At 65.0% G+C, this 17,588-nt stretch carries 15 protein-coding genes; 5 read left to right on the forward strand and 10 right to left on the reverse strand.

Annotation, left to right across the window (positions count from 1 at the left end; translation table 11 throughout):
- Positions 1 to 11: 11 nt before the first annotated feature.
- Positions 12 to 1,208: an MFS transporter gene (locus tag ACP26O_RS30260; protein ID WP_175664601.1), complete on the reverse strand. Its 1,197-nt coding sequence runs from the start codon at positions 1,206 to 1,208 to the stop codon at positions 12 to 14.
- A 95-nt stretch (positions 1,209 to 1,303) separates the two neighbouring features.
- On the opposite strand from ACP26O_RS30260, the gene ACP26O_RS30265 reads away from it, so the two are divergent.
- Positions 1,304 to 2,197: a LysR substrate-binding domain-containing protein gene (locus ACP26O_RS30265; protein WP_175664786.1), complete on the forward strand. Its 894-nt coding sequence runs from the start codon at positions 1,304 to 1,306 to the stop codon at positions 2,195 to 2,197.
- Between the two features lie 284 nt (positions 2,198 to 2,481).
- Here ACP26O_RS30265 and ACP26O_RS30270 read toward each other — a convergent pair whose 3' ends face one another.
- The 6 genes from ACP26O_RS30270 to ACP26O_RS30295 all read right to left on the reverse strand — a co-directional run bounded on the left by ACP26O_RS30270 (position 2,482) and on the right by ACP26O_RS30295 (position 11,136).
- Positions 2,482 to 3,687 carry an MFS transporter gene (locus ACP26O_RS30270; protein WP_175664600.1) on the reverse strand — a complete coding sequence of 402 codons (1,206 nt, stop codon included), beginning with the start codon at positions 3,685 to 3,687 and terminating at the stop codon, positions 2,482 to 2,484.
- A gap of 421 nt (positions 3,688 to 4,108) precedes the next feature.
- Complete coding sequence (locus ACP26O_RS30275; protein WP_175664599.1) at positions 4,109 to 4,960, reverse strand: 3-hydroxybutyryl-CoA dehydrogenase; 852 nt, start codon at positions 4,958 to 4,960, stop codon at positions 4,109 to 4,111.
- Between the two features lie 38 nt (positions 4,961 to 4,998).
- Positions 4,999 to 6,192: a beta-ketothiolase BktB gene (gene bktB, locus ACP26O_RS30280; protein WP_175664598.1), complete on the reverse strand. Its 1,194-nt coding sequence runs from the start codon at positions 6,190 to 6,192 to the stop codon at positions 4,999 to 5,001.
- A 48-nt stretch (positions 6,193 to 6,240) separates the two neighbouring features.
- Positions 6,241 to 7,869, reverse strand: a complete 1,629-nt coding sequence (locus ACP26O_RS30285) for an electron transfer flavoprotein-ubiquinone oxidoreductase (RefSeq protein WP_426356441.1) — start codon at positions 7,867 to 7,869, stop codon at positions 6,241 to 6,243.
- A gap of 79 nt (positions 7,870 to 7,948) precedes the next feature.
- Positions 7,949 to 9,733: an acyl-CoA dehydrogenase gene (locus ACP26O_RS30290; RefSeq protein ID WP_426356436.1), complete on the reverse strand. Its 1,785-nt coding sequence runs from the start codon at positions 9,731 to 9,733 to the stop codon at positions 7,949 to 7,951.
- 485 nt (positions 9,734 to 10,218) lie between these two features.
- Positions 10,219 to 11,136, reverse strand: a complete 918-nt coding sequence (locus ACP26O_RS30295; protein ID WP_011660672.1) for a LysR family transcriptional regulator — start codon at positions 11,134 to 11,136, stop codon at positions 10,219 to 10,221.
- Positions 11,137 to 11,274: 138 nt separating this feature from the next.
- On the opposite strand from ACP26O_RS30295, the gene ACP26O_RS30300 reads away from it, so the two are divergent.
- Together ACP26O_RS30300 and ACP26O_RS30305 are read left to right on the forward strand one after the other, a co-directional pair.
- On the forward strand, positions 11,275 to 12,039 hold the full coding sequence (locus ACP26O_RS30300; protein ID WP_105832063.1) for an SDR family NAD(P)-dependent oxidoreductase: 765 nt from the start codon (positions 11,275 to 11,277) through the stop codon (positions 12,037 to 12,039).
- Positions 12,040 to 12,113: 74 nt separating this feature from the next.
- The gene (locus ACP26O_RS30305; protein ID WP_175664595.1) at positions 12,114 to 12,821 is read left to right on the forward strand and encodes a pirin family protein; all 708 of its coding nucleotides are present in this window, start codon (positions 12,114 to 12,116) and stop codon (positions 12,819 to 12,821) included.
- Positions 12,822 to 12,898: 77 nt separating this feature from the next.
- Here ACP26O_RS30305 and ACP26O_RS30310 read toward each other — a convergent pair whose 3' ends face one another.
- The 3 genes from ACP26O_RS30310 to ACP26O_RS30320 are packed head-to-tail and all read right to left on the reverse strand — an operon-like array spanning position 12,899 to position 15,038.
- On the reverse strand, positions 12,899 to 13,495 hold the full coding sequence (locus ACP26O_RS30310; protein ID WP_175664594.1) for an NADPH-dependent F420 reductase: 597 nt from the start codon (positions 13,493 to 13,495) through the stop codon (positions 12,899 to 12,901).
- Between the two features lie 27 nt (positions 13,496 to 13,522).
- Positions 13,523 to 14,290: an SDR family NAD(P)-dependent oxidoreductase gene (locus ACP26O_RS30315; RefSeq protein WP_175664593.1), complete on the reverse strand. Its 768-nt coding sequence runs from the start codon at positions 14,288 to 14,290 to the stop codon at positions 13,523 to 13,525.
- Between the two features lie 13 nt (positions 14,291 to 14,303).
- A complete protein-coding gene (locus tag ACP26O_RS30320) occupies positions 14,304 to 15,038 on the reverse strand; it encodes an SDR family NAD(P)-dependent oxidoreductase (RefSeq protein WP_175664592.1) in 735 nt (244 codons plus the stop codon).
- A 106-nt stretch (positions 15,039 to 15,144) separates the two neighbouring features.
- Between ACP26O_RS30320 and ACP26O_RS30325 the strand changes: the two genes are divergently transcribed.
- Both ACP26O_RS30325 and ACP26O_RS30330 read left to right on the forward strand, forming a co-directional pair.
- The gene (locus tag ACP26O_RS30325) at positions 15,145 to 16,086 is read left to right on the forward strand and encodes a LysR family transcriptional regulator (protein WP_175664591.1); all 942 of its coding nucleotides are present in this window, start codon (positions 15,145 to 15,147) and stop codon (positions 16,084 to 16,086) included.
- A gap of 394 nt (positions 16,087 to 16,480) precedes the next feature.
- A complete protein-coding gene (locus ACP26O_RS30330; RefSeq protein ID WP_175664590.1) occupies positions 16,481 to 17,071 on the forward strand; it encodes a dimethylsulfoniopropionate lyase in 591 nt (196 codons plus the stop codon).
- The last annotated feature ends 517 nt before the right edge of the window (positions 17,072 to 17,588 follow it).

Genomic DNA, 17,588 nt, shown 5'->3' on the forward strand with positions numbered 1-17,588 from the left:
TTTGAAATGAACTACCGAGTCAGCCGCACTTCTGGTGAGCGCGGTTTGCTTGCACCGGCGGGAGACATTCCGCGCCAGAAGAAAAACACGAGCGCGCCTGCAATCGCCTGTGCACCGACGACGAATGCGACGCAGCCCATCCAGCCCCAGCGATTCCATGCGGGAACAGGCAGGACCGAGCCGAGACTTCCGCCAAAGTAATAGAAGGAAAGGTAGATGCCGATCGCCGTCGATCTTGCACCGGGTGCCGCCCGCGAGATGAACGCATTGGCCGACGCCTGCTCGACGAACACCGCGGTCGAACTGAGCGCGAGACCGATCAGGATCGTGATGACGCTGCTCGACAGCGTCAGCAATGCACCGACAATCGCGAGGCCGGTCGCCGCGAGCGCGAGATCGCGCGGGCCGCGCTTCGCCGCGACGCGGCCCGCGAGCGGGGTGACGACGACCGCGACGAGAAATACCGCATAGATCGCGCCGATCTCGACCGTATTGAATCCAAATGGCGCACTGGCGAGTCGCAGTCCGACGAAGGTGAACGTCGCGACCTGCGATGCCAGCACGCATGTCCCGACCACAAACGACGCCAGCAGCGGGCCGCGCGTCAAGAGCTTCCAGCGCGGCGGCGACGCACCATCGGCGTCCGGAGGCGCGGCGCGGGACGCCGGCAGGCACGCGTGAATCGCAAGGCCCGCTGCAAGACACAGGAACGCGATGAAATCGAGCGCGTGACGCCAGCCGAACGCGGACGTCAGGATATTGGTCACGAAGCGTCCAGCGAATCCGCCGAGTGTCGTGCCGGCGACGAAGAGCGCACTGACCTCCGTCGCCGCGTCGTGGCTGAAGATCTCGCCGATGCAGGCGATCGAGATCGCGAAGATGAACGGCATCAGGATACCCGCGGCAAAGCGGGCGGCGAGGAACGATGAAAAGCTCGCCGCGTGCGCAGACCAGAGGACGGGAAGCGCACAAGCCACGGCAGCGCACGAAATGACCATCCGGCGATCGAAGCGAGCGGCCAGCGCGCCGACGAACGGAGCGATAATGGCGACCGCCAAGGTGGTGGCGCTGATGCCCTGGCCGGCCTGTTCGGCGCTCACGTCAAATACCGCAGCGAGTTCGTGCAGGATGCCCTGAGTCGAATAAAGATTGAGAAAAGCCGCAAACCCGCACAGGAAAAATGCGAATCGAATCGTTCTGTTGCCCACTGGTGACGCCCTATCTGGTTTGTGTGACAGTCTGACGAGTGAGCGACACGCGTGCCAATACCGTTTTTGTGGCTATTGATACCGAAAAGACAAAAATGCTTGATCTACGCCGCCTACGCTATTTCGTGACCGTCGCCGATGAATTGCACTTCGGACGCGCAGCGTTGCGCTTACGGATCGCCCAGCCGCCTTTGACGCGCCATATCGCCGCGCTGGAAACCGAGCTCGGGATCCGGCTGTTCGAGCGATCCACACGCGCGGTGCAGCTCACGCCTGCAGGCGCGCTGTTTCTCGAACATGCGAGGAGCGTCATTCATGCGGTCGACGAGGCGGAGGCGACAGCGCGCAAGATGGCGCAAGGTATGGTCGGTCGTGTCGTGATCGGCTATGCGAGCTCCATTCCGATGTCCGACGCGTTTTCGGACATCATCCGCAACGTGAGCCGCAGCATGCCGGAAGTCGAGTTGGCGTTTCGGGAAGTATCGACCGCCAGTCAGCGCCAGCAGATCACCGACGGCACGATGGACATCGGATTCGGCTGGTCAGCGACGAAGGCGTCGGAGGAGCGCAGCCGGTCCCTCGTCGTCTCGCGGGAACCGCTCGTCGCCGCGGTTCCCGCCCAGAGCAAATACGCGGGTAAGGCGACGATCGAGTTCCGTGAACTCGTCAGGGAGAACTTCGTCACGTTCCCGGCGGGTTACGGTTCCGCGCTGAACGCGGCGCTCGAGGATCTGTGCGCCCATGAAGGTGTTGCGCCGCGGATAGGGCCTACAGCGTCGCAGATTACGACGCTGGTGTCGCTGGTGGCAGCGGAACGCGGCGTCGCCATCGTGCCCAGCTTCACGTCGACATTGCAGCGCTCGGGCGTCGCTTACGTGCCGCTGGCGAGGCCGCATGTTCTCGAATTGGTCGTCACATGGTCCGAACCGTTCTCGTCGACCTGCGTCGAGCAGTTCATCGCGTTCGCCAGGTCGGTCGCAGCCGGCTAGGGCCTGTTCACGCTAATAACGGGCTTGCGAACGTGCCTTTCCGCCCGCAGGGCAAGGAGAGAGGAGGCGCAATAGCCGTAGCTATTGCAACGACGAACGACGCCGCAATGCGGGCGGAAAGGCACGTTCCCCTGTTTGGAAAAATCATTCGTGGGGCTGGCCCCCAGAAGGGCCGATCGCCGCGTCATACTCCTCGCGAATACGTCGAGTATTCGCTTCGTCGCATTCCTTGCGCTCGGCCCTTCTGGGGGCCAGCGCAAGCCCGTTATTAGCGTGAACAGGCCCTAGGCTTCCAGGCCCTTCTGCACGTACCACGATAACGGCAGTGTCAGCAGCAGGATCGAGGCCAGCGCGAGCAGCGCGGTCGGGACGCCCGCGATGTCACCCAGACGGCCGAAAAGAACCGGCGACAGCGCGCCGCCGCCGATTGTGCCCGTATAGAACAAGGCAAACGCCTGCTCGCGCTTGCCGACCCCGGCCAGCTCCGGCACGACGCCGTAGAGCACGGACGAGGTCCCGTTCAACGCCAGTCCAAGCAGCGGGAGCATCGCCATCATCGCGAAGAGGGGCGAGAATACAGCGAGCACGATCAACAGCGACGTGGCGGACTCCGTGAGCCACACCGTCTTCATCATCCCGATGCGCGCGCCCAGATAGCCGCAGAACAGCTTGCCGAACGCGCCGCCCAAGAACAGCATCGTCAGCGCGAGACCGATACCGGCGGTGCCGGCCCCCTTGCTTTTGAGCAGGAACGGCAGGAACGTCAGAAAGCCCATCCGCACGGCACTGTCGAGGGTGCCGGTCGCGAGCAGCGCGCGTAAGCCGCCGGACGAACCGCTGCCGCTGGTCGCTTTCGGCGTCTTGTCGCGCGCCGCTCGCGACGAGTCGCGCGACGGAATCAGCCACCACAGCAGGCCCGCTGAAACCACGCCCAGCACGCCGATCAGCGTGGTGCCGGTTCGCCACGTCACGACCGTCAACAGAAGGCCGATCAGGCCTGGTATCAGCGTCTTGCCGATGTCTCCGGAGAAGTTGTATTGGGCCAGCGCCTCCTTCACGCCTCCGCCTGCCTCGTAGGAATCGGTGACCATCGACGATGCGAGCGGATGCTGCGTGCTTGCGCCCAGTCCGCCCAGCACCAGCGCGATCAGCAGTACCGTCAGCCCACCGGCCTGACCTGCGATCAGGTAGGCCACGCCTGCGAGGGCGGTCCCGGCCACCAGCAAGCGCTCCCGCCCCCAGCGCCGCGCTGCCCGGCTGGCTAGCAACTGGAAACTCGCCATCACGCCGGAATAGAGCCCGCGCAACAAGCCGATCTGCGCGTAATTGATCGCGAACTGCGCCTGCCAGATCGGCAGCAGCACGTAAATGACGTCAGTCAACCCGTCGTGCACGGCGTGCGCGCCGCAGGCGGCGATCAGCGAGCGGCGACGGGACGGATCGGGGCAGTTCGGTGTCTCGAGAGAGACTTCGTTTCGCAAATCGCTCATTTCGTTGATTGTGTGCCGAATGTCGGTTGCGGTTCGCCGCAATTCTTCGTCAACGGCTTGAACAGCGACCTTGAATGCTCACCGGTTCTTCATTCGAAGTTGAAGCCCACAACGCTCTGCCGCCGCGTGATGGCCGATGGCATCGCGGAGCAACCGGGCGAAAAAATACCAGAGACGGGATGCCCGGCAAACCGCGATAAGGCGTCAATCGCACCGCTTTACCAATCATTCAATTCGACATCAGCGGGAGACGAACCGGGTAACTCACGCGAGTCGCCGCATCCGCGCGTGCCTTTCCGTCAACATCGCGCATACGCTTTCCCTGCGCTCCAAACAGAAAACGCGGATGACGCGCCGACACCGGACACCACCTCCGGCGCGGCTCGTCATCCGCGTCGACGCGCTGCCTACTTGCAGTACGTCAGCTGTAGTCGTACACCCCCCGCCCCGTCTTCCGCCCCAGCCTTCCCGCCGACACCATCTCCCGCAGCAGCGGGCACGCACGATACTTCGTGTCGCCGAAGTCCTTCAGGAACACGTCCATCACCGCGAGGCACACGTCGAGCCCGACGAGATCGGCCAGCGCGAGCGGCCCGATCGGATGGTTCGCACCGAGCTTCATCCCCGCGTCGATCTCCTCGGCCGACGCGATGCCTTCGGCCAGCACGAAGAACGCTTCGTTGATCATCGGCACGAGGATCCGGTTCACGACGAAGCCCGGCGCGTTGCGCACGCCGATCGGCGACTTGTCGAAACGCTCGGTGAGCGCGCGCACCGCCGACGCGGTCGCGTCGCTCGTCTGCAGCCCGCGGATGATCTCGACGAGCGGCATCAGCGGCACCGGGTTGAAGAAGTGCATGCCGACGAAGCGCGACGGCTCGGCAAGCAGCGCCGCGAGCGCGGTGATCGAGATCGACGACGTGTTGGTCGCGATGATCGCATCGGGCCGCGCAACCGCTTCGATCTGCTTCAGGATGCGGCTCTTCAGCTCGACGTTCTCGGTCGCGGCTTCGATCACGATGTCGACCGCGGCGAGCTTCGCGTAATCGGTCGACGTCGTGATGCGCGCGAGCGCGGCGTCGCGTGCGCCGGCGGCGAGCTTCTCCTTCGACACGAGCCGCTCGAGGCTGCCCTTCAGCGCGGCGACGCCCTTGTCGAGCGCCGCATCGCTGACGTCGATCATCACGACGTTGAGTCCTGCAACGGCGGCGGTTTGCGCGATGCCGTTGCCCATGGTTCCGGCGCCCACGACGCCGACGGTTTCGATGGCCATGACGATTCCTGTATGTTCGGGTGCTGAGCGTTCGATTATCAGATGTTCTCGAAGATCGCCGCAATGCCCTGGCCGCCGCCGATACACATCGTCACGAGCGCATAACGCCCGCCGATGCGCTTCAGCTCGTACAGCGCCTTGACCGTGATCAACGCGCCCGTCGCGCCGATCGGGTGGCCGAGCGAAATGCCCGAACCGTTCGGGTTGACCTTGGCCGGATCGAGGCCGAGCTCCTGCGTGACCGCGCATGCCTGGGCCGCGAACGCCTCGTTCGCCTCGATCACGTCGAGATCGCTGATCTTCAGGCCCGCGCGCTCGAGCGCCTTCTGCGTGGCCGGCACGGGGCCGATGCCCATGTACGCCGGATCGACGCCCGCGTGTGCATACGCGACCAGACGCGCGAGCGGCTTCACGCCCTGCGCACGCGCGGCATCCGCGCTCATCATCAGCACCGCGGCGGCCGCATCGTTGATCCCCGACGCGTTGCCGGCCGTCACCGTGCCGTCTTCCTTCGCGAACACCGGCTTCAGCTTCGAGAAATCGTCCGGGCCCGCGTCGTGACGCACGTGCTCGTCGGTGTCGAACGCGACCTCGCCCTTCTTCGTGCGGATCGAGATCGGCAGGATCTGATCCTTGAAGCGGCCTTCGGCGACCGCGCGCGCCGCGCGACGATGCGATTCGAGCGCGAGCGCATCCTGCGCGTCACGCGAAATGCCGTACTTGCGTGCGACGTTCTCGGCCGTCACGCCCATGTGGATCGTCTGGAACGGGTCGTGCAGCGCGCCGAGCATCATGTCGACGAGCTTCGCGTCGCCCATGCGCTGGCCGAAGCGCGCGGCCGGCACGGTGTACGGTGCGCGGCTCATGCTCTCCGAGCCGCCGCCGATCGCGATGTCGGCGTCGCCGAGCATGATCGTCTGCGCGGCCGACACGATCGCCTGCAGGCCCGAGCCGCACAGGCGGTTCACGGTCAGCGCCGGCGTGTGCTGCGCGACGCCGCCGTTGATCGCCGCGACACGCGCGAGATACATGTCCTTCGGCTCGGTGTTCACGACATGGCCGAACACGACGTGCCCGACCGCATCGCCCGGCACGTTCGCGCGCGACAGCACTTCGCTCACGACCTTCGCGCCGAGATCGGTCGGCGAGAAATCCTTCAGGCTTCCGCCGAAATCGCCGATCGCGGTACGGACACCGCTCACCACCACGACTTCCTTCGCTGCATTGCTCATCGTCTCACTCCGGTTCGTTCGCGCCCGCGGGCGCGGGGATGCGTTGCGTTACATGTTCGGGTAATTCGGCCCGCCGCCACCTTCCGGCGTGACCCACACGATGTTCTGCGTCGGGTCCTTGATGTCGCAGGTCTTGCAGTGCACGCAATTCTGCGCGTTGATCACGAGGCGATCGCCGCCGTCGTCGTTCTTCACGAACTCGTACACGGCCGCCGGGCAGAAGCGGGCCTCCGGCCCCGCGTACGTACGCAGGTTCACGTTCACCGGCACGCTCGCATCCTTCAGCGTCAGATGCGCCGGCTGGTTCTCCTCGTGGTTCGTGTTCGAGATGAACACCGACGACAGCCGGTCGAACGTCAGCTTGCCGTCCGGCTTCGGATACTCGATCGGCGTGCATTCCGATGCGGGCTTCAGCATCTCGTGGTCCGCATGCTTGTGATGCAGCGTCCACGGCACGTTGCCGCCCATCACCTTCTGCTCGAGCCCGACCATCAGCGTGCCGAGATACAGCCCCTTGGCCATCCACTGCTTGAAGTTGCGCGCGCGGTACAGCTCCGTGTACAGCCACGATTGCTTGAACGCATCCGGATACGCGTTGAGCTCGTCCGACTGCCGGCCGGCCTGCACCGCATCGAACGCGGCATCCGCCGCCAGCATGCCGGTCTTGATCGCCGCGTGGCTGCCCTTGATCCGCGACGCGTTCAGGAAGCCCGCATCGTCGCCGATCAGCGCGCCGCCCGGGAATACCGTCTTCGGCAGCGACAACAGGCCGCCAGCCGTGATCGCGCGCGCGCCGTACGACACGCGCTTGCCGCCTTCGAGGAACGCGCGGATCGACGGATGCGTCTTGTAGCGCTGGAATTCCTCGAACGGCGACAGGTACGGGTTCGTGTAGCCCAGGCCCACCACGAAGCCGACCACGACCTGGTTGTTGTCCATGTGATACAGGAACGAGCCGCCGTACGTATCGGACTTCAGCGGCCAGCCGGCCGTGTGGATCACGAGGCCCGGCTTGTGCTTTGCCGGATCGATTTCCCACAGCTCCTTGATGCCGATCCCGTATGCCTGCGGATCCGCGTTCGCGTCGAGCTTGAACTTCGAGATCAACTGGCGGCCGAGATGCCCGCGGCAGCCTTCGGCGAACAGCGTGTACTTCGCGTGCAGCTCCATGCCGAGCTGGAAGTTCTCGGTCGGCTCGCCGTCCTTGCCCACGCCCATGTTGCCGGTGGCGACGCCCTTCACCGAGCCGTCGTCGTTGTAGAGAATCTCGGCGGCGGGGAAGCCCGGGAAGATCTCGACGCCCAGCGCTTCGGCCTGTGCCCCCAGCCAGCGCGTGACGTTGCCCAGCGAGATCACGTAGTTGCCGTGGTTCTGGAAGTTGGCGGGCAGCGCCCAATTGGGCGTGGTGACCGCGCCCGTCTCGGACAGGAACAGGAAGCGGTCTTCCGTCACCGCGACGTCGAGCGGCGCGCCGCGTTCCTTCCAGTCGGGGAACAGTTCGGTGATCGCGCGCGGGTCCATCACCGCGCCCGACAGGATGTGCGCGCCGATCTCGGAACCCTTCTCGAGCACGCACACGCCGATCTCGGTGCCTTTCTCGGCGGCCAGCTGCTTGAGCCGGATCGCCGCCGACAGCCCGGCGGGGCCGCCGCCGACGATCACGACGTCGTATTCCATCGATTCGCGCGGGCCGTACTGCGCGAGCAAGTCCTGTGTGGTCAAAATCCTGTCTCCTCCTGCGCCCCGACCGTTACGGTCAGAACTGGTCTTCCGTCAACGCGAGCACGCTCTCGTTGCCCTTCGCGCCGACGATCGACGCTTCGAGCGCGCCGGCCTGCACGAGCACGTGTTCCGCATAGCATTGTGCGATCGCGATCTTCGCATCGTAGAACGCCGTGTCATGCGCGCGGTTCGCGTGCGCCGCCAGCAGCGCGCGCGCCATTTGCCATCCGCACAGCACCACGCCCGCCAGCTTCAGGTACGGCACGCTGCCGGCGAACACCGCGTTCGGATCCTGCTTCGCGTTCGCGAGCACGTAGTCCGCCACCGACGACAGCGCGCGCGCGCCCTTCTCCAGCTGCGCCTTCATCGACGCGGCCGGCGCGCCGTCGAGCTTGCCGAGCGCCGTGACCGTGTCGCCGATCTCCGCGATCAGCGCCTTCGCGACCGCGCCGCCGTCGCGCAGCGTCTTGCGGCCGACGAGGTCGTTCGCCTGGATCGCGGTCGTGCCTTCGTAGATCGCCAGGATCCGCGCATCGCGGTAGTACTGCGCCGCGCCGGTTTCCTCGATGAAGCCCATCCCGCCGTGCACCTGCACGCCGTGGTTGGCGACGTCGTTCGCGTTGTCGGTGCTCCAGCCCTTCACGACCGGCACCAGATATTCGTAGATTGCCTGATGACGCGTACGCGTCGCCTCGTCCGAATGGCGGTGGGCAATGTCGCTGTGCGCGGCAGCCACATACGCGAGCGCGCGAGCGCCTTCGGTCAGCGCGCGCATCGTGCCGAGCATCCGGCGCACGTCCGGGTGATGGATGATCGTCACCGACTGCTTCGCCGAGCCGTCGACCGGGCGGCTCTGCACGCGCTCCTTCGCGAATGCCGCGGCCTTCTGATATGCGCGGTCGGCCACGCCGATCCCCTGCATCCCGACGCCGAAGCGCGCGGCGTTCATCATGATGAACATGTATTCGAGGCCGCGGTTCTCCTCGCCGACCAGATAGCCGATCGCGCCGCGTTGTCGAGGTTCAGCACGCCGTCGGGTTGCCTTGATCCCGAGCTTGTGTTCGATCGACACGCAGTGCACGTCGTTGCGTGCGCCCAGCGAACCGTCGTCGTTGACCATGAACTTCGGCACGATGAACAGCGAAATGCCCTTCACGCCTTCCGGCGCGTTCGGCGTGCGCGCGAGCACCAGGTGGACGATGTTGTTCGACATGTCGTGCTCGCCGCTCGAGATGAAGATCTTCGTGCCGCTGATCGTGTACGTGCCGTCGACGTTCGGCTCGGCGTGGGTGCGCAGGAGCGCGAGGTCCGAACCGGCCTGCGGCTCGGTCAGGTTCATCGTGCCCGTCCATTCGCCCGAGATCAGCTTCGGCACGTAGCGCTGCTTCTGCTCGTCGGTGCCGGCCGTCAGCAGCGCCTCGATCGCGCCGTCGGTGAGCAGCGGGCACAGCGCGAACGACAGGTTCGATGCGTTCAGCATCTCGATGCACGGCGTCGCGATCAGCTTCGGCAGCCCCTGGCCGTCGTATTCGGTCGGATGCTGCAGGCCCTGCCAGCCGCCTTCGACGAACTGGCGGAACGCCGCGCCGAAGCCGGGCGTCGCCGTCACGACGCCGTCCTTCCAGCTGCTCGGGTTGCGGTCGCCCTCGACGTTCAGCGGCGCCAGCACCTCGCCGCAGAATTTCGCGGATTCTTCGAGCACGGCCTGCGCCGTGTCGTAGCCGGCTTCCTCGAAGCCCGGCAACTGCGCAACGGTGTCGATGCCCGCGAGTTCCTTCAGCACAAACAGCATGTCCTTGACAGGGGCGTTATAGCTCATGGTCGATGTTCCAATCAGGCGTTGAATGAGGCGCGCGGCCCGAGGCGGCTGCGGCAAAACCGGCCAGCGTCAGGCGACGTCGTGACCCCATCGTACTGCCGCGGCGGCGGTTTCTCATTGTCATATCCGGCCCACATGGTGACAAAATCGGCCACGGGATGCACGGGGTAATCCCGGAAGCGGCCGGCCCGGAGCGGCTTGGCGGGTGTCGGGTTTCGGAGAAATGGCGGGCAATTGGCGTGCCGCAGCGGCTCGCGCTGGTGGGGCCGGAGTGGTCGAACCAGCCGATTCCGGCTCCGTTCAGTACCGACCGTCCGGAGAAACGCGAACTCGCGCGGATGGACAGCCACCTCCCGGGTCGAGCTGATCGGCGAACCAGAAGTCGGCTGCCGGCTGTCGACTATCGGCTACGCGATCGATTGTGTCGGCTTCGCGATCGTTGCATGAACGCAATGAAGCGCTTGACCAGACCACCTGCCGCAACGTCACTTCGGCCATCGCCAGACTGGATCGCTCAGATGCTCGGCGAAGTAGTCGGACAGCGCCGTCACCTTCGCGGGTCGCGCCCGCGCCGACGGCGTAACGAAATAAAGACCACCCTTCGTCAGCGACCAGTCGGTGAGGATCGCCTCGAGACGGCCGTCAGCCAGATATTCGCCCGCGATGAACTCGGGCAGCTCGGCGATCGCCAGGCCATCGAGCAGCGTGGACAACAGCGCATCGGCGTTCGTTACCCGCAGCGGGCCCGTCGGCATGACCGGCTCCTCGTCGCCCACGTCGTTCGTGAAGCGCCATACGGCGCTGCGCGCGCGATACGCGTACGACAGGCAAGGACGATCCGCCAGCTCGCGCGGATGCGTGGGGCGCCCTTCGCGCCGCAAATAGTCCGGCGACGCCACCACGAATTGCGTGACGGCGCACAGCCGCCGCGCGACCAGCGACGAATCCGGCAGCGCGGCGATACGCAACGCGGCGTCAAATCCCTCGGCGATCAGATCGACCGACGCATCCGATAAATGCAGGTCGATCGACACCTCCGGATAGGCGCGAAAGAAGCCCGGCAGCAACGGCGCGACCCAGCGCAGCCCGAACGACATCGGCACAGCCAGACGCACCAGCCCGCGCGGCTGCACCGACATCTCGCGTGCCGAGCTTTCCGCCTCCTCGGCCCGGCGATAGATCTCGCCGGCTTGCTCGCTGATCGTCCGACCGAACTCCGTGAGAGACAGCTGGCGCGACGTGCGATTGAAAAGCCGCGCGCCCAGCCGGCTCTCCAGACGGGCCACACCGCGCGAGACGGTGGCGACGGACACCCCGGTCGCGCGCGCGGCAGCCGCGAACGACCCGTGCTCGGCCACCTTCGCGAACATCGCGAGCCCCTCGAAATCAGGCAGTTGCGCCATTGCTCCTCATCTTTGCATATCTGCAACGTTTGATTGCGATTAATTCTATTTCGAAATGATCGAGCCGTCGATATTCTCCTCACATCGCAGCACGCAACAGCGTCGCGAATACCCTGACCTGACTAAAGGAGCAATACCATGGCACGCAAACTCGACAACAAGATCGCACTCGTCACCGGCGCCACCAGCGGCATCGGTCTTGCCACGGCCCAACGTTTCGCGGCCGAAGGGGCGCACGTTTATCTCACGGGCCGACGCCCGGCCGAACTCGATGCCGCCGTGACGGGCATTCTCGAAGCGGGCGGAAAGGCGACCGGCGTACGGTCGGATTCCACCCGGCTCGATGAGCTCGACGCGCTGTACGAGCAAATCAAGAAGGAGCACGGGCGCCTGGACGTGCTGTTCGTGAACGCCGGCGGCGGTTCGATGCTGCCGCTGGGCAGCATTACCGAGGCGCACTACGACGAAACCTTCGACCGCAACGTGAAGGCCGTGCTGTTCACGGTGCAGAAGGCACTGCCGCTGCTCGCCGATGGTGCGTCGGTGATTCTGACCGGCTCGACCGCGGGCAGCGCGGGTACCGCTGCGTTCAGCGTGTATTCGGCTTCGAAGGCGGCAGTGCGCGCCTTCGCACGCAGCTGGATTCTCGACCTCAAGGAGCGCCATGTCCGCGTGAACACGATCAGCCCGGGCGCGACGCGCACGCCCGGCCTGCTCGATCTCGCCGGTGACGATGCGACTCAGCGTCAGGGGCTCGCCGATTACCTGGCCGCCCAGATCCCGATGGGGCGCCTTGGCGAGCCGGGCGAGATCGCGAGCGCGGCGCTGTTCCTGGCCTCGGATGACGCGAGCTTCGTGAACGGCATCGAATTGTTTGTCGATGGCGGCCAGCAACAGATCTGAGCGTGGCCCGGGTGCGGCGGACGCGTCTTCGACGATCGCACGCCACGCCCGGCATACGCGTACCGAGTCCCGTCATGATTGAACGACGCGCTTTTCTGGCGCTTGCCGCGATCCGGCACGACGGTGTCGACGTCCGCCAGCATTTACGCGTGAGCGAATCCGGGCACGCCGGAGAAGCGCCGCTCGGTCCGCTCCTCGTGTGGAACGATGTCGAGTTCGCGCCGCACTCGGGCTTCGGCCTGCGTGCTCACCGCGACGTCGAGATCGTCACGTGGGTACGTTCGGGCGCAATCACGCACGAAGACGACGCGGGCAATCGCGCGCGCCTGGTCGCCAATTCCGTCCATGTGATGAGTGCCGGCGCGGCGCTCCATTGCGCAGAGCGCAACGACGAAAACGTACCCGCGCGGCAATTCCAGATACGGTTACGTCCGCGCGCACCGGCCAGTACGTCGCGCTGCGCGACGCGAATCTGTTCGCTCGGATGTCGCGATAGCCGATTCGTTACGCTGGCGAGTGGCGATCCGGAGGATGTCCGCGCCGGCGCATTGCCCATTCACGCGGACGCACGGATGCGTATCGCGACGCTGCGCGAAGGCACGGCGATGCAGCACGCTTTGCCGCTGTCCGGTTCTGCCTATCTGGTGGTGGAACATGGGCGCGTGGACGTGGGGCATATCACGCTGGCGCGACGCGACGGCATCACCATACGCGGTGAAACGTGCGTTACGTTGAGAGCGAAAGACGACACGGATGTCGTGATTGTCGAACTCTTGCGCTAGTGCAGGTGCCTCATCAGAGCGCGCCGCGCCAGTGTTCATTGTCATTTTCGGCGGAAATATCCGAAAACGGTTGGTCCTCAGTCGAACGTGATCAAGTCCTTGAAGATCAGTTGTCCCCACTTGTTTCCGCGCGCGTGCACGAGCAGCCCACCGTCCGAAAGTCCACCCAGTTTGATTGGCGCGAAACCGAGTTTTTCGGCAAGCGCGCCGATCTCCGCTGCGGCGCCATCATCGTCGCTCGCGAGGAACACGACCCTTCTGCCACCCTGTATGGCCGGGTCCTGGGCGAGGACGGCGGCCACCAGATGATTGAAGCCTTTCACCAGCCGGGCTCCGCTGAACGCGTTCGCGACGAAGGCAGAGGACGGGAGACCGCCCAGTTCCTCGAGCGGGGCCTGCGTGTTCATCGCGTCGACGACGGTCTTCCCCTTCCAGTCGGGCAGCGCTTTTGCGACCTCCGGGTGCGACTCGAAACGGACAGCCAGAAAGATGATGTCCGCCTTGACGGCTTCCGCCAGGGTTTTGGGAATGATCGTGGGGCCGATCGCGGCCGCATCGGCCGCAAAGCTTTCCGGGTCGCGCGTGGTTGCAACGGCCACTTCGATGCCGTTGCGGGCGAACGCCCTGGCAAGTGCGTGGCCGATCTTGCCGAAGCCAACGATTGCGTAACGCATATGTTTCTCCTTCGTTTGTCGGCGCGGTCAGAGCTTGTAACCGCCGCTCGCTTCAATCGTCTGGCCGGTCACCCAATGGCCATCATCGGAGGCCAGGAACGCCACGACGGCGGCGATTTCCGAAGGCTCGCCAAAGCGGCCCAACGCGATCTGGGCCTCAGCCGCCTTGACGAGTTCGGGATTCTCCCGAAAGGCGGCGTTCGCATCCGTTCGCGTGAAGCCCGGCGCGACGGCATTCGCGGTGATGCCACGCGGCCCCAGCTCGATGGCGAGCGTATGGGTCAGCGTATTGATGGCGGCTTTCGCCATTGAATAGACGGGCGCTGCGGTCACGGGCTTCGTGGCGGCAGCGGAAGAAATGTTGATGATGCATGCACCAGCGGCGAGACGATCCAGCGCGGCCTGAATGATGAAGAACGGCGCGCGGGCGTAGACGGCCATCAGCGTGTCCCAGCTTTCCGGCGTTGCGTCCTTGAAGCCAAGCCAGCCGGTATTGCCGGCGTTGTTGACCAGAATGTCGAGCGCTCGGCTGCCGTTCCGCTGGGTGAACTCGTCGTCGAGTTTCTCGAACAAAGCCGGGACGGTCGCCGGATCAACGAGATCCGCGTGGATCGCGAACGCGGTGCCTCCCGCTTTCTCGATGGCTGCAATTGCTTCGTCCGCGCCGGATTTGCTGGCGTTGTAGGTGAGCGCGACGGTCGCACCGTCCTTTGCAAGGCGTTCGGCGATGGCGCGGCCGATGCCCCGCGATGCCCCGGTCACGAGCGCTGTCTTGCCCTTCAGGGATTGAGTCATTTGAGTTTTCTCCTCAGAGTTGTGCCAGGCCACCGTCAACGGCAACCTCGCTGGCGGTCATGAAGCTGCTGTCCGACGACGCAAGAAAGGCCGCCACCGCGCCGATCTCGGCCGGATCGGCCATACGCTGCAGCGGCGTCATCGCTCCGTAGGCCTTCTGCCCCTCTTCGCCCAGCGCCTCCTTGGCGAGTTCGGTGGCGGTCGCCCCGGGCGACAGTACGTTTACGCGGATGCCGGTGCCCTTCAGGTCCTCCGCCCACGTCCGCGCGAGGTTGCGCACCGCTGCCTTGCTCGCGCTGTAGGCCGTGAACCCCGGCGCTCCCGTGGTGCCGGCGCTCGATCCGGTCAAGATGATCGAACCGCCCGCGCCCATCAGCGGCAGCGCCTTCTGGACCGTAAAGATCGTCCCCTTCACATTGGTGTCGAAGGTGTCGTCAATGTGCTCGGCGGTGATCTGGCCGAGCGGCAGCGGGCTTCCCGCCCCGGCGTTGGCGAAGACGATGTCGAGGGTTCCGCGCTCCGCCTTGACCGCCGCGTAGAGCCGGTCGAGGTCGGTCGGATCGCACACCGAGCCCTTCACCGCACGGGCATGGGGCCCAAGCTCGGCCACCGCAGCGTCGAGCGCTTCCTGCCGGCGGCCGAAGATGAAGACGAAGGCGCCCTCTTCAATGAAGCGTCGTGCCGCGGCGCGGCCGATGCCGGTAGCGCCACCGGTGATCACGGCGGTCTTTCCATTCAGTCTGTTCATGTCATGCACCCTTCGAAACAAAAGCGACAAACCCGATTCTGGGGCTCTTGATTCATGAAGCCAATTGACTGAATATCTATAAATACCATCTACTTTCTAGATAGATATGCTGGACAACGTCACCATCAATCAACTGCGGGCGTTCGTCGCCGTGTGTGACCAGGGAAGCTTTTCCGGGGCGGCAAGGGAACTGCGGCGTGCGCAGTCGGCGATCAGTCACGCGATCAACGCGCTCGAGAATGCGTTCGACGTGATGCTGTTCGAGCGAAACACGCGCAAGGCGACGCTCACCGCCGCAGGCCGCAGCCTTCTGCCCGATGCGCGCGGGGTGATTGCGCGCACCGAGGAAATGAAGATGCGCGCGGTCGCGATTGCCGAAGCCGGTGTTCCGCAGGTCTCGGTCGCCGTGGATACCTATTTTCCGCGTACGCACCTGATCGAATCCCTGCGCACCCTGCAAGCGGACTTTCCTACGGTCGCGATCAATCTGCGCATGACGACCATGCAGGGCGGCGAGCGCCTGGTTCTCGACGGCACGTGCGCATTGGCGGTAACGATCACGGATGTGCCCGAGCTGAGCCAAGACTCCATCGAGCGGCACCATTTATGCGACGCGCAAATGGTGACCGTCTGTGCGCCATCGCATCCGCTCGCGGCAATCAAGGGGCCGATTCCGCGGGAGGAATTTGGCCGGCACATCCAGCTCGTCGTCACGGACAATCAGCCCGATGCGGAAAAGACCCAACAGGGGGTCGCCGGTGAACGCCAGTGGTGGGTGAACGATCTCGGCGCGAAGCACGATCTGCTCAGGGGAGGCTTGTGCTGGGGGCACATGCCGCGCCATCTGGTCGAGGAAGACCTCGCGAAGGGATCGCTCGTCGAACTCCAACGGCGCGCGTGGCACATGCGCGCCCTCACGTTCATGATCTCCCAGCGGCGCGGGTACGCGTTTTCCGAATGCGAGACACGGCTGGTCGAACTCCTTGGCCATCGTCATCCCGTCCCGAAGGGTGGCAAGGCCAAGGTCAGCGTTACGGGCGGTCGCTGACGGATTTGCCCGGCGACGCTGTGCGAACCGCGACGTGAGCACCGGCCGAATCCGTCGCGTTGTCGCTGCTTCTACTGCGTGTCAAACAGGCATCAACCACGCTGCCATTCGTCGCAGGTTCCTCGCGATCGCATCGCGACGCGTGTTTCAGGAACAGAGGCGGGTCATACGATGATCGCGGTCTGAGCAGCGGGCTGCTTGAATCCGAAATGCGGTCATCAACATGGTTCATCTGGCCGAAATGGATTGCCAAGCGACCTCCACGGAAATCCACGAAGAACCCACAGCATGGCGGTCGCTGCCAAATCGCCCGCCCTTTTTCGCTGTCCGGACGCACGCGTTTCTGCGTAGACTTTCATCTGATCAGGCCACTTGACCGGGAGCAGCGACGAAGATGAATGAACGCCCGAAGCCCATCGCGGATTTCGTCCGGATCGCCGCCGATCTGTTTCGGTCGGACAAGCTTCCGCCGGCGGCGCGCGCGTTCGCACCGCAGGTATTCGCACGACTGCAGACTCCGTCGGATGACGGCAAACGGCTCGCGGTCCGATACCCCGCATGCGAATGGCTCGACCCGGCGCTCGAGTCGGTAGCACGAGTCGGACCGACGTTCGCCACCGTCGCGCGGCTGATCAAGTCGCTCGAGCCCGACGTGGGATGGTCGCGTCGCACATCGGGAAAGGACGGTAGTCCGAACTATATCGACGGCCACGTGAACGGAATGATTTGCGGGCCCGGCGGCGCGGAGAGCCGCGACGACATCCAGCTCGGCTTCTCGTTGATGATGCCGGGCGTCAGATATCCGGATCATGGTCATGCGCCGGAGGAAGCGTACGTGCTGATGACCGCCGGTGAATTCCGGCAGCAAAACGGCGCGTGGTTCGATCCCGGGATCGGCGGCGGCATCCACAACCCGCCGGGAGCGTTGCACGCGATGCGCTCCGGCGACGCACCGTTCCTCGCGATCTGGTGCCTGCTGAATTGATCCGGCGTTCGACGCGACGTGCCGACGGCGCCGACGGCGGTCAGCAGCCAGTCATTGGCCTACCGACCGGTCGGGATCGCCTCAGGCCGCTATTGAAAGGCGCACATGCGTTTCGGGATCAGCCCGATCGTCTCCGCCGAAGATGTGAACGATTTCACGCGAAGGCGGCCGCCGAGGGGAGCCGGCCATGGGAACACGCAAAGGAACCCGGTTATGGGAAAACACACCGCGTGCCGCCGCGCGCAAGCCGGCTCGAGCAACCCCGCCGCATCGCGAAAAAGCGGCAGCGAGCCCGCCCCGTCAACATCCGTTCAGCCGACGCGATATCGCTCCCGCGTGGATAAAACGCAACAGTAGAACGGAACACGCGCTCGACGCGCTCGTCCTCGATAGCGCCGTCGTTATGAGGCATACTCTATTCGCGTACATCGAACGATCGTTCTTTTTTAAACGCAAGCCGTCGCGCGAACCACTAAACACACACATGATTCTGGTACCTTGACGCACCGGCCCGCGC

This window comes from Burkholderia sp. R-40 (genome assembly GCF_049942845.1).
In the GTDB taxonomy this organism is placed as follows: domain Bacteria; phylum Pseudomonadota; class Gammaproteobacteria; order Burkholderiales; family Burkholderiaceae; genus Burkholderia; species Burkholderia ambifaria.

What these genes read in the sequence shown, in the direction of transcription:
- ACP26O_RS30270 (WP_175664600.1), bottom strand. Translation starts at nt 3,687, where the DNA reads ATGAGCGATTTGCGAAACGAAGTCTCTCTCGAGACACCGAACTGCCCC.
- ACP26O_RS30285 (WP_426356441.1), bottom strand. Translation starts at nt 7,869, where the DNA reads ATGGAATACGACGTCGTGATCGTCGGCGGCGGCCCCGCCGGGCTGTCG.
- ACP26O_RS30315 (WP_175664593.1), bottom strand. Translation starts at nt 14,290, where the DNA reads ATGACTCAATCCCTGAAGGGCAAGACAGCGCTCGTGACCGGGGCATCG.
- ACP26O_RS30320 (WP_175664592.1), bottom strand. Translation starts at nt 15,038, where the DNA reads ATGAACAGACTGAATGGAAAGACCGCCGTGATCACCGGTGGCGCTACC.
- ACP26O_RS30265 (WP_175664786.1), top strand. Translation starts at nt 1,304, where the DNA reads ATGCTTGATCTACGCCGCCTACGCTATTTCGTGACCGTCGCCGATGAA.
- ACP26O_RS30325 (WP_175664591.1), top strand. Translation starts at nt 15,145, where the DNA reads ATGCTGGACAACGTCACCATCAATCAACTGCGGGCGTTCGTCGCCGTG.
- ACP26O_RS30330 (WP_175664590.1), top strand. Translation starts at nt 16,481, where the DNA reads ATGAATGAACGCCCGAAGCCCATCGCGGATTTCGTCCGGATCGCCGCC.
- ACP26O_RS30305 (WP_175664595.1), top strand. Translation starts at nt 12,114, where the DNA reads ATGATTGAACGACGCGCTTTTCTGGCGCTTGCCGCGATCCGGCACGAC.
- ACP26O_RS30275 (WP_175664599.1), bottom strand. Translation starts at nt 4,960, where the DNA reads ATGGCCATCGAAACCGTCGGCGTCGTGGGCGCCGGAACCATGGGCAAC.
- ACP26O_RS30300 (WP_105832063.1), top strand. Translation starts at nt 11,275, where the DNA reads ATGGCACGCAAACTCGACAACAAGATCGCACTCGTCACCGGCGCCACC.
- ACP26O_RS30290 (WP_426356436.1), bottom strand. Translation starts at nt 9,733, where the DNA reads ATGAGCTATAACGCCCCTGTCAAGGACATGCTGTTTGTGCTGAAGGAA.
- ACP26O_RS30310 (WP_175664594.1), bottom strand. Translation starts at nt 13,495, where the DNA reads ATGCGTTACGCAATCGTTGGCTTCGGCAAGATCGGCCACGCACTTGCC.
- bktB (WP_175664598.1), bottom strand. Translation starts at nt 6,192, where the DNA reads ATGAGCAATGCAGCGAAGGAAGTCGTGGTGGTGAGCGGTGTCCGTACC.
- ACP26O_RS30295 (WP_011660672.1), bottom strand. Translation starts at nt 11,136, where the DNA reads ATGGCGCAACTGCCTGATTTCGAGGGGCTCGCGATGTTCGCGAAGGTG.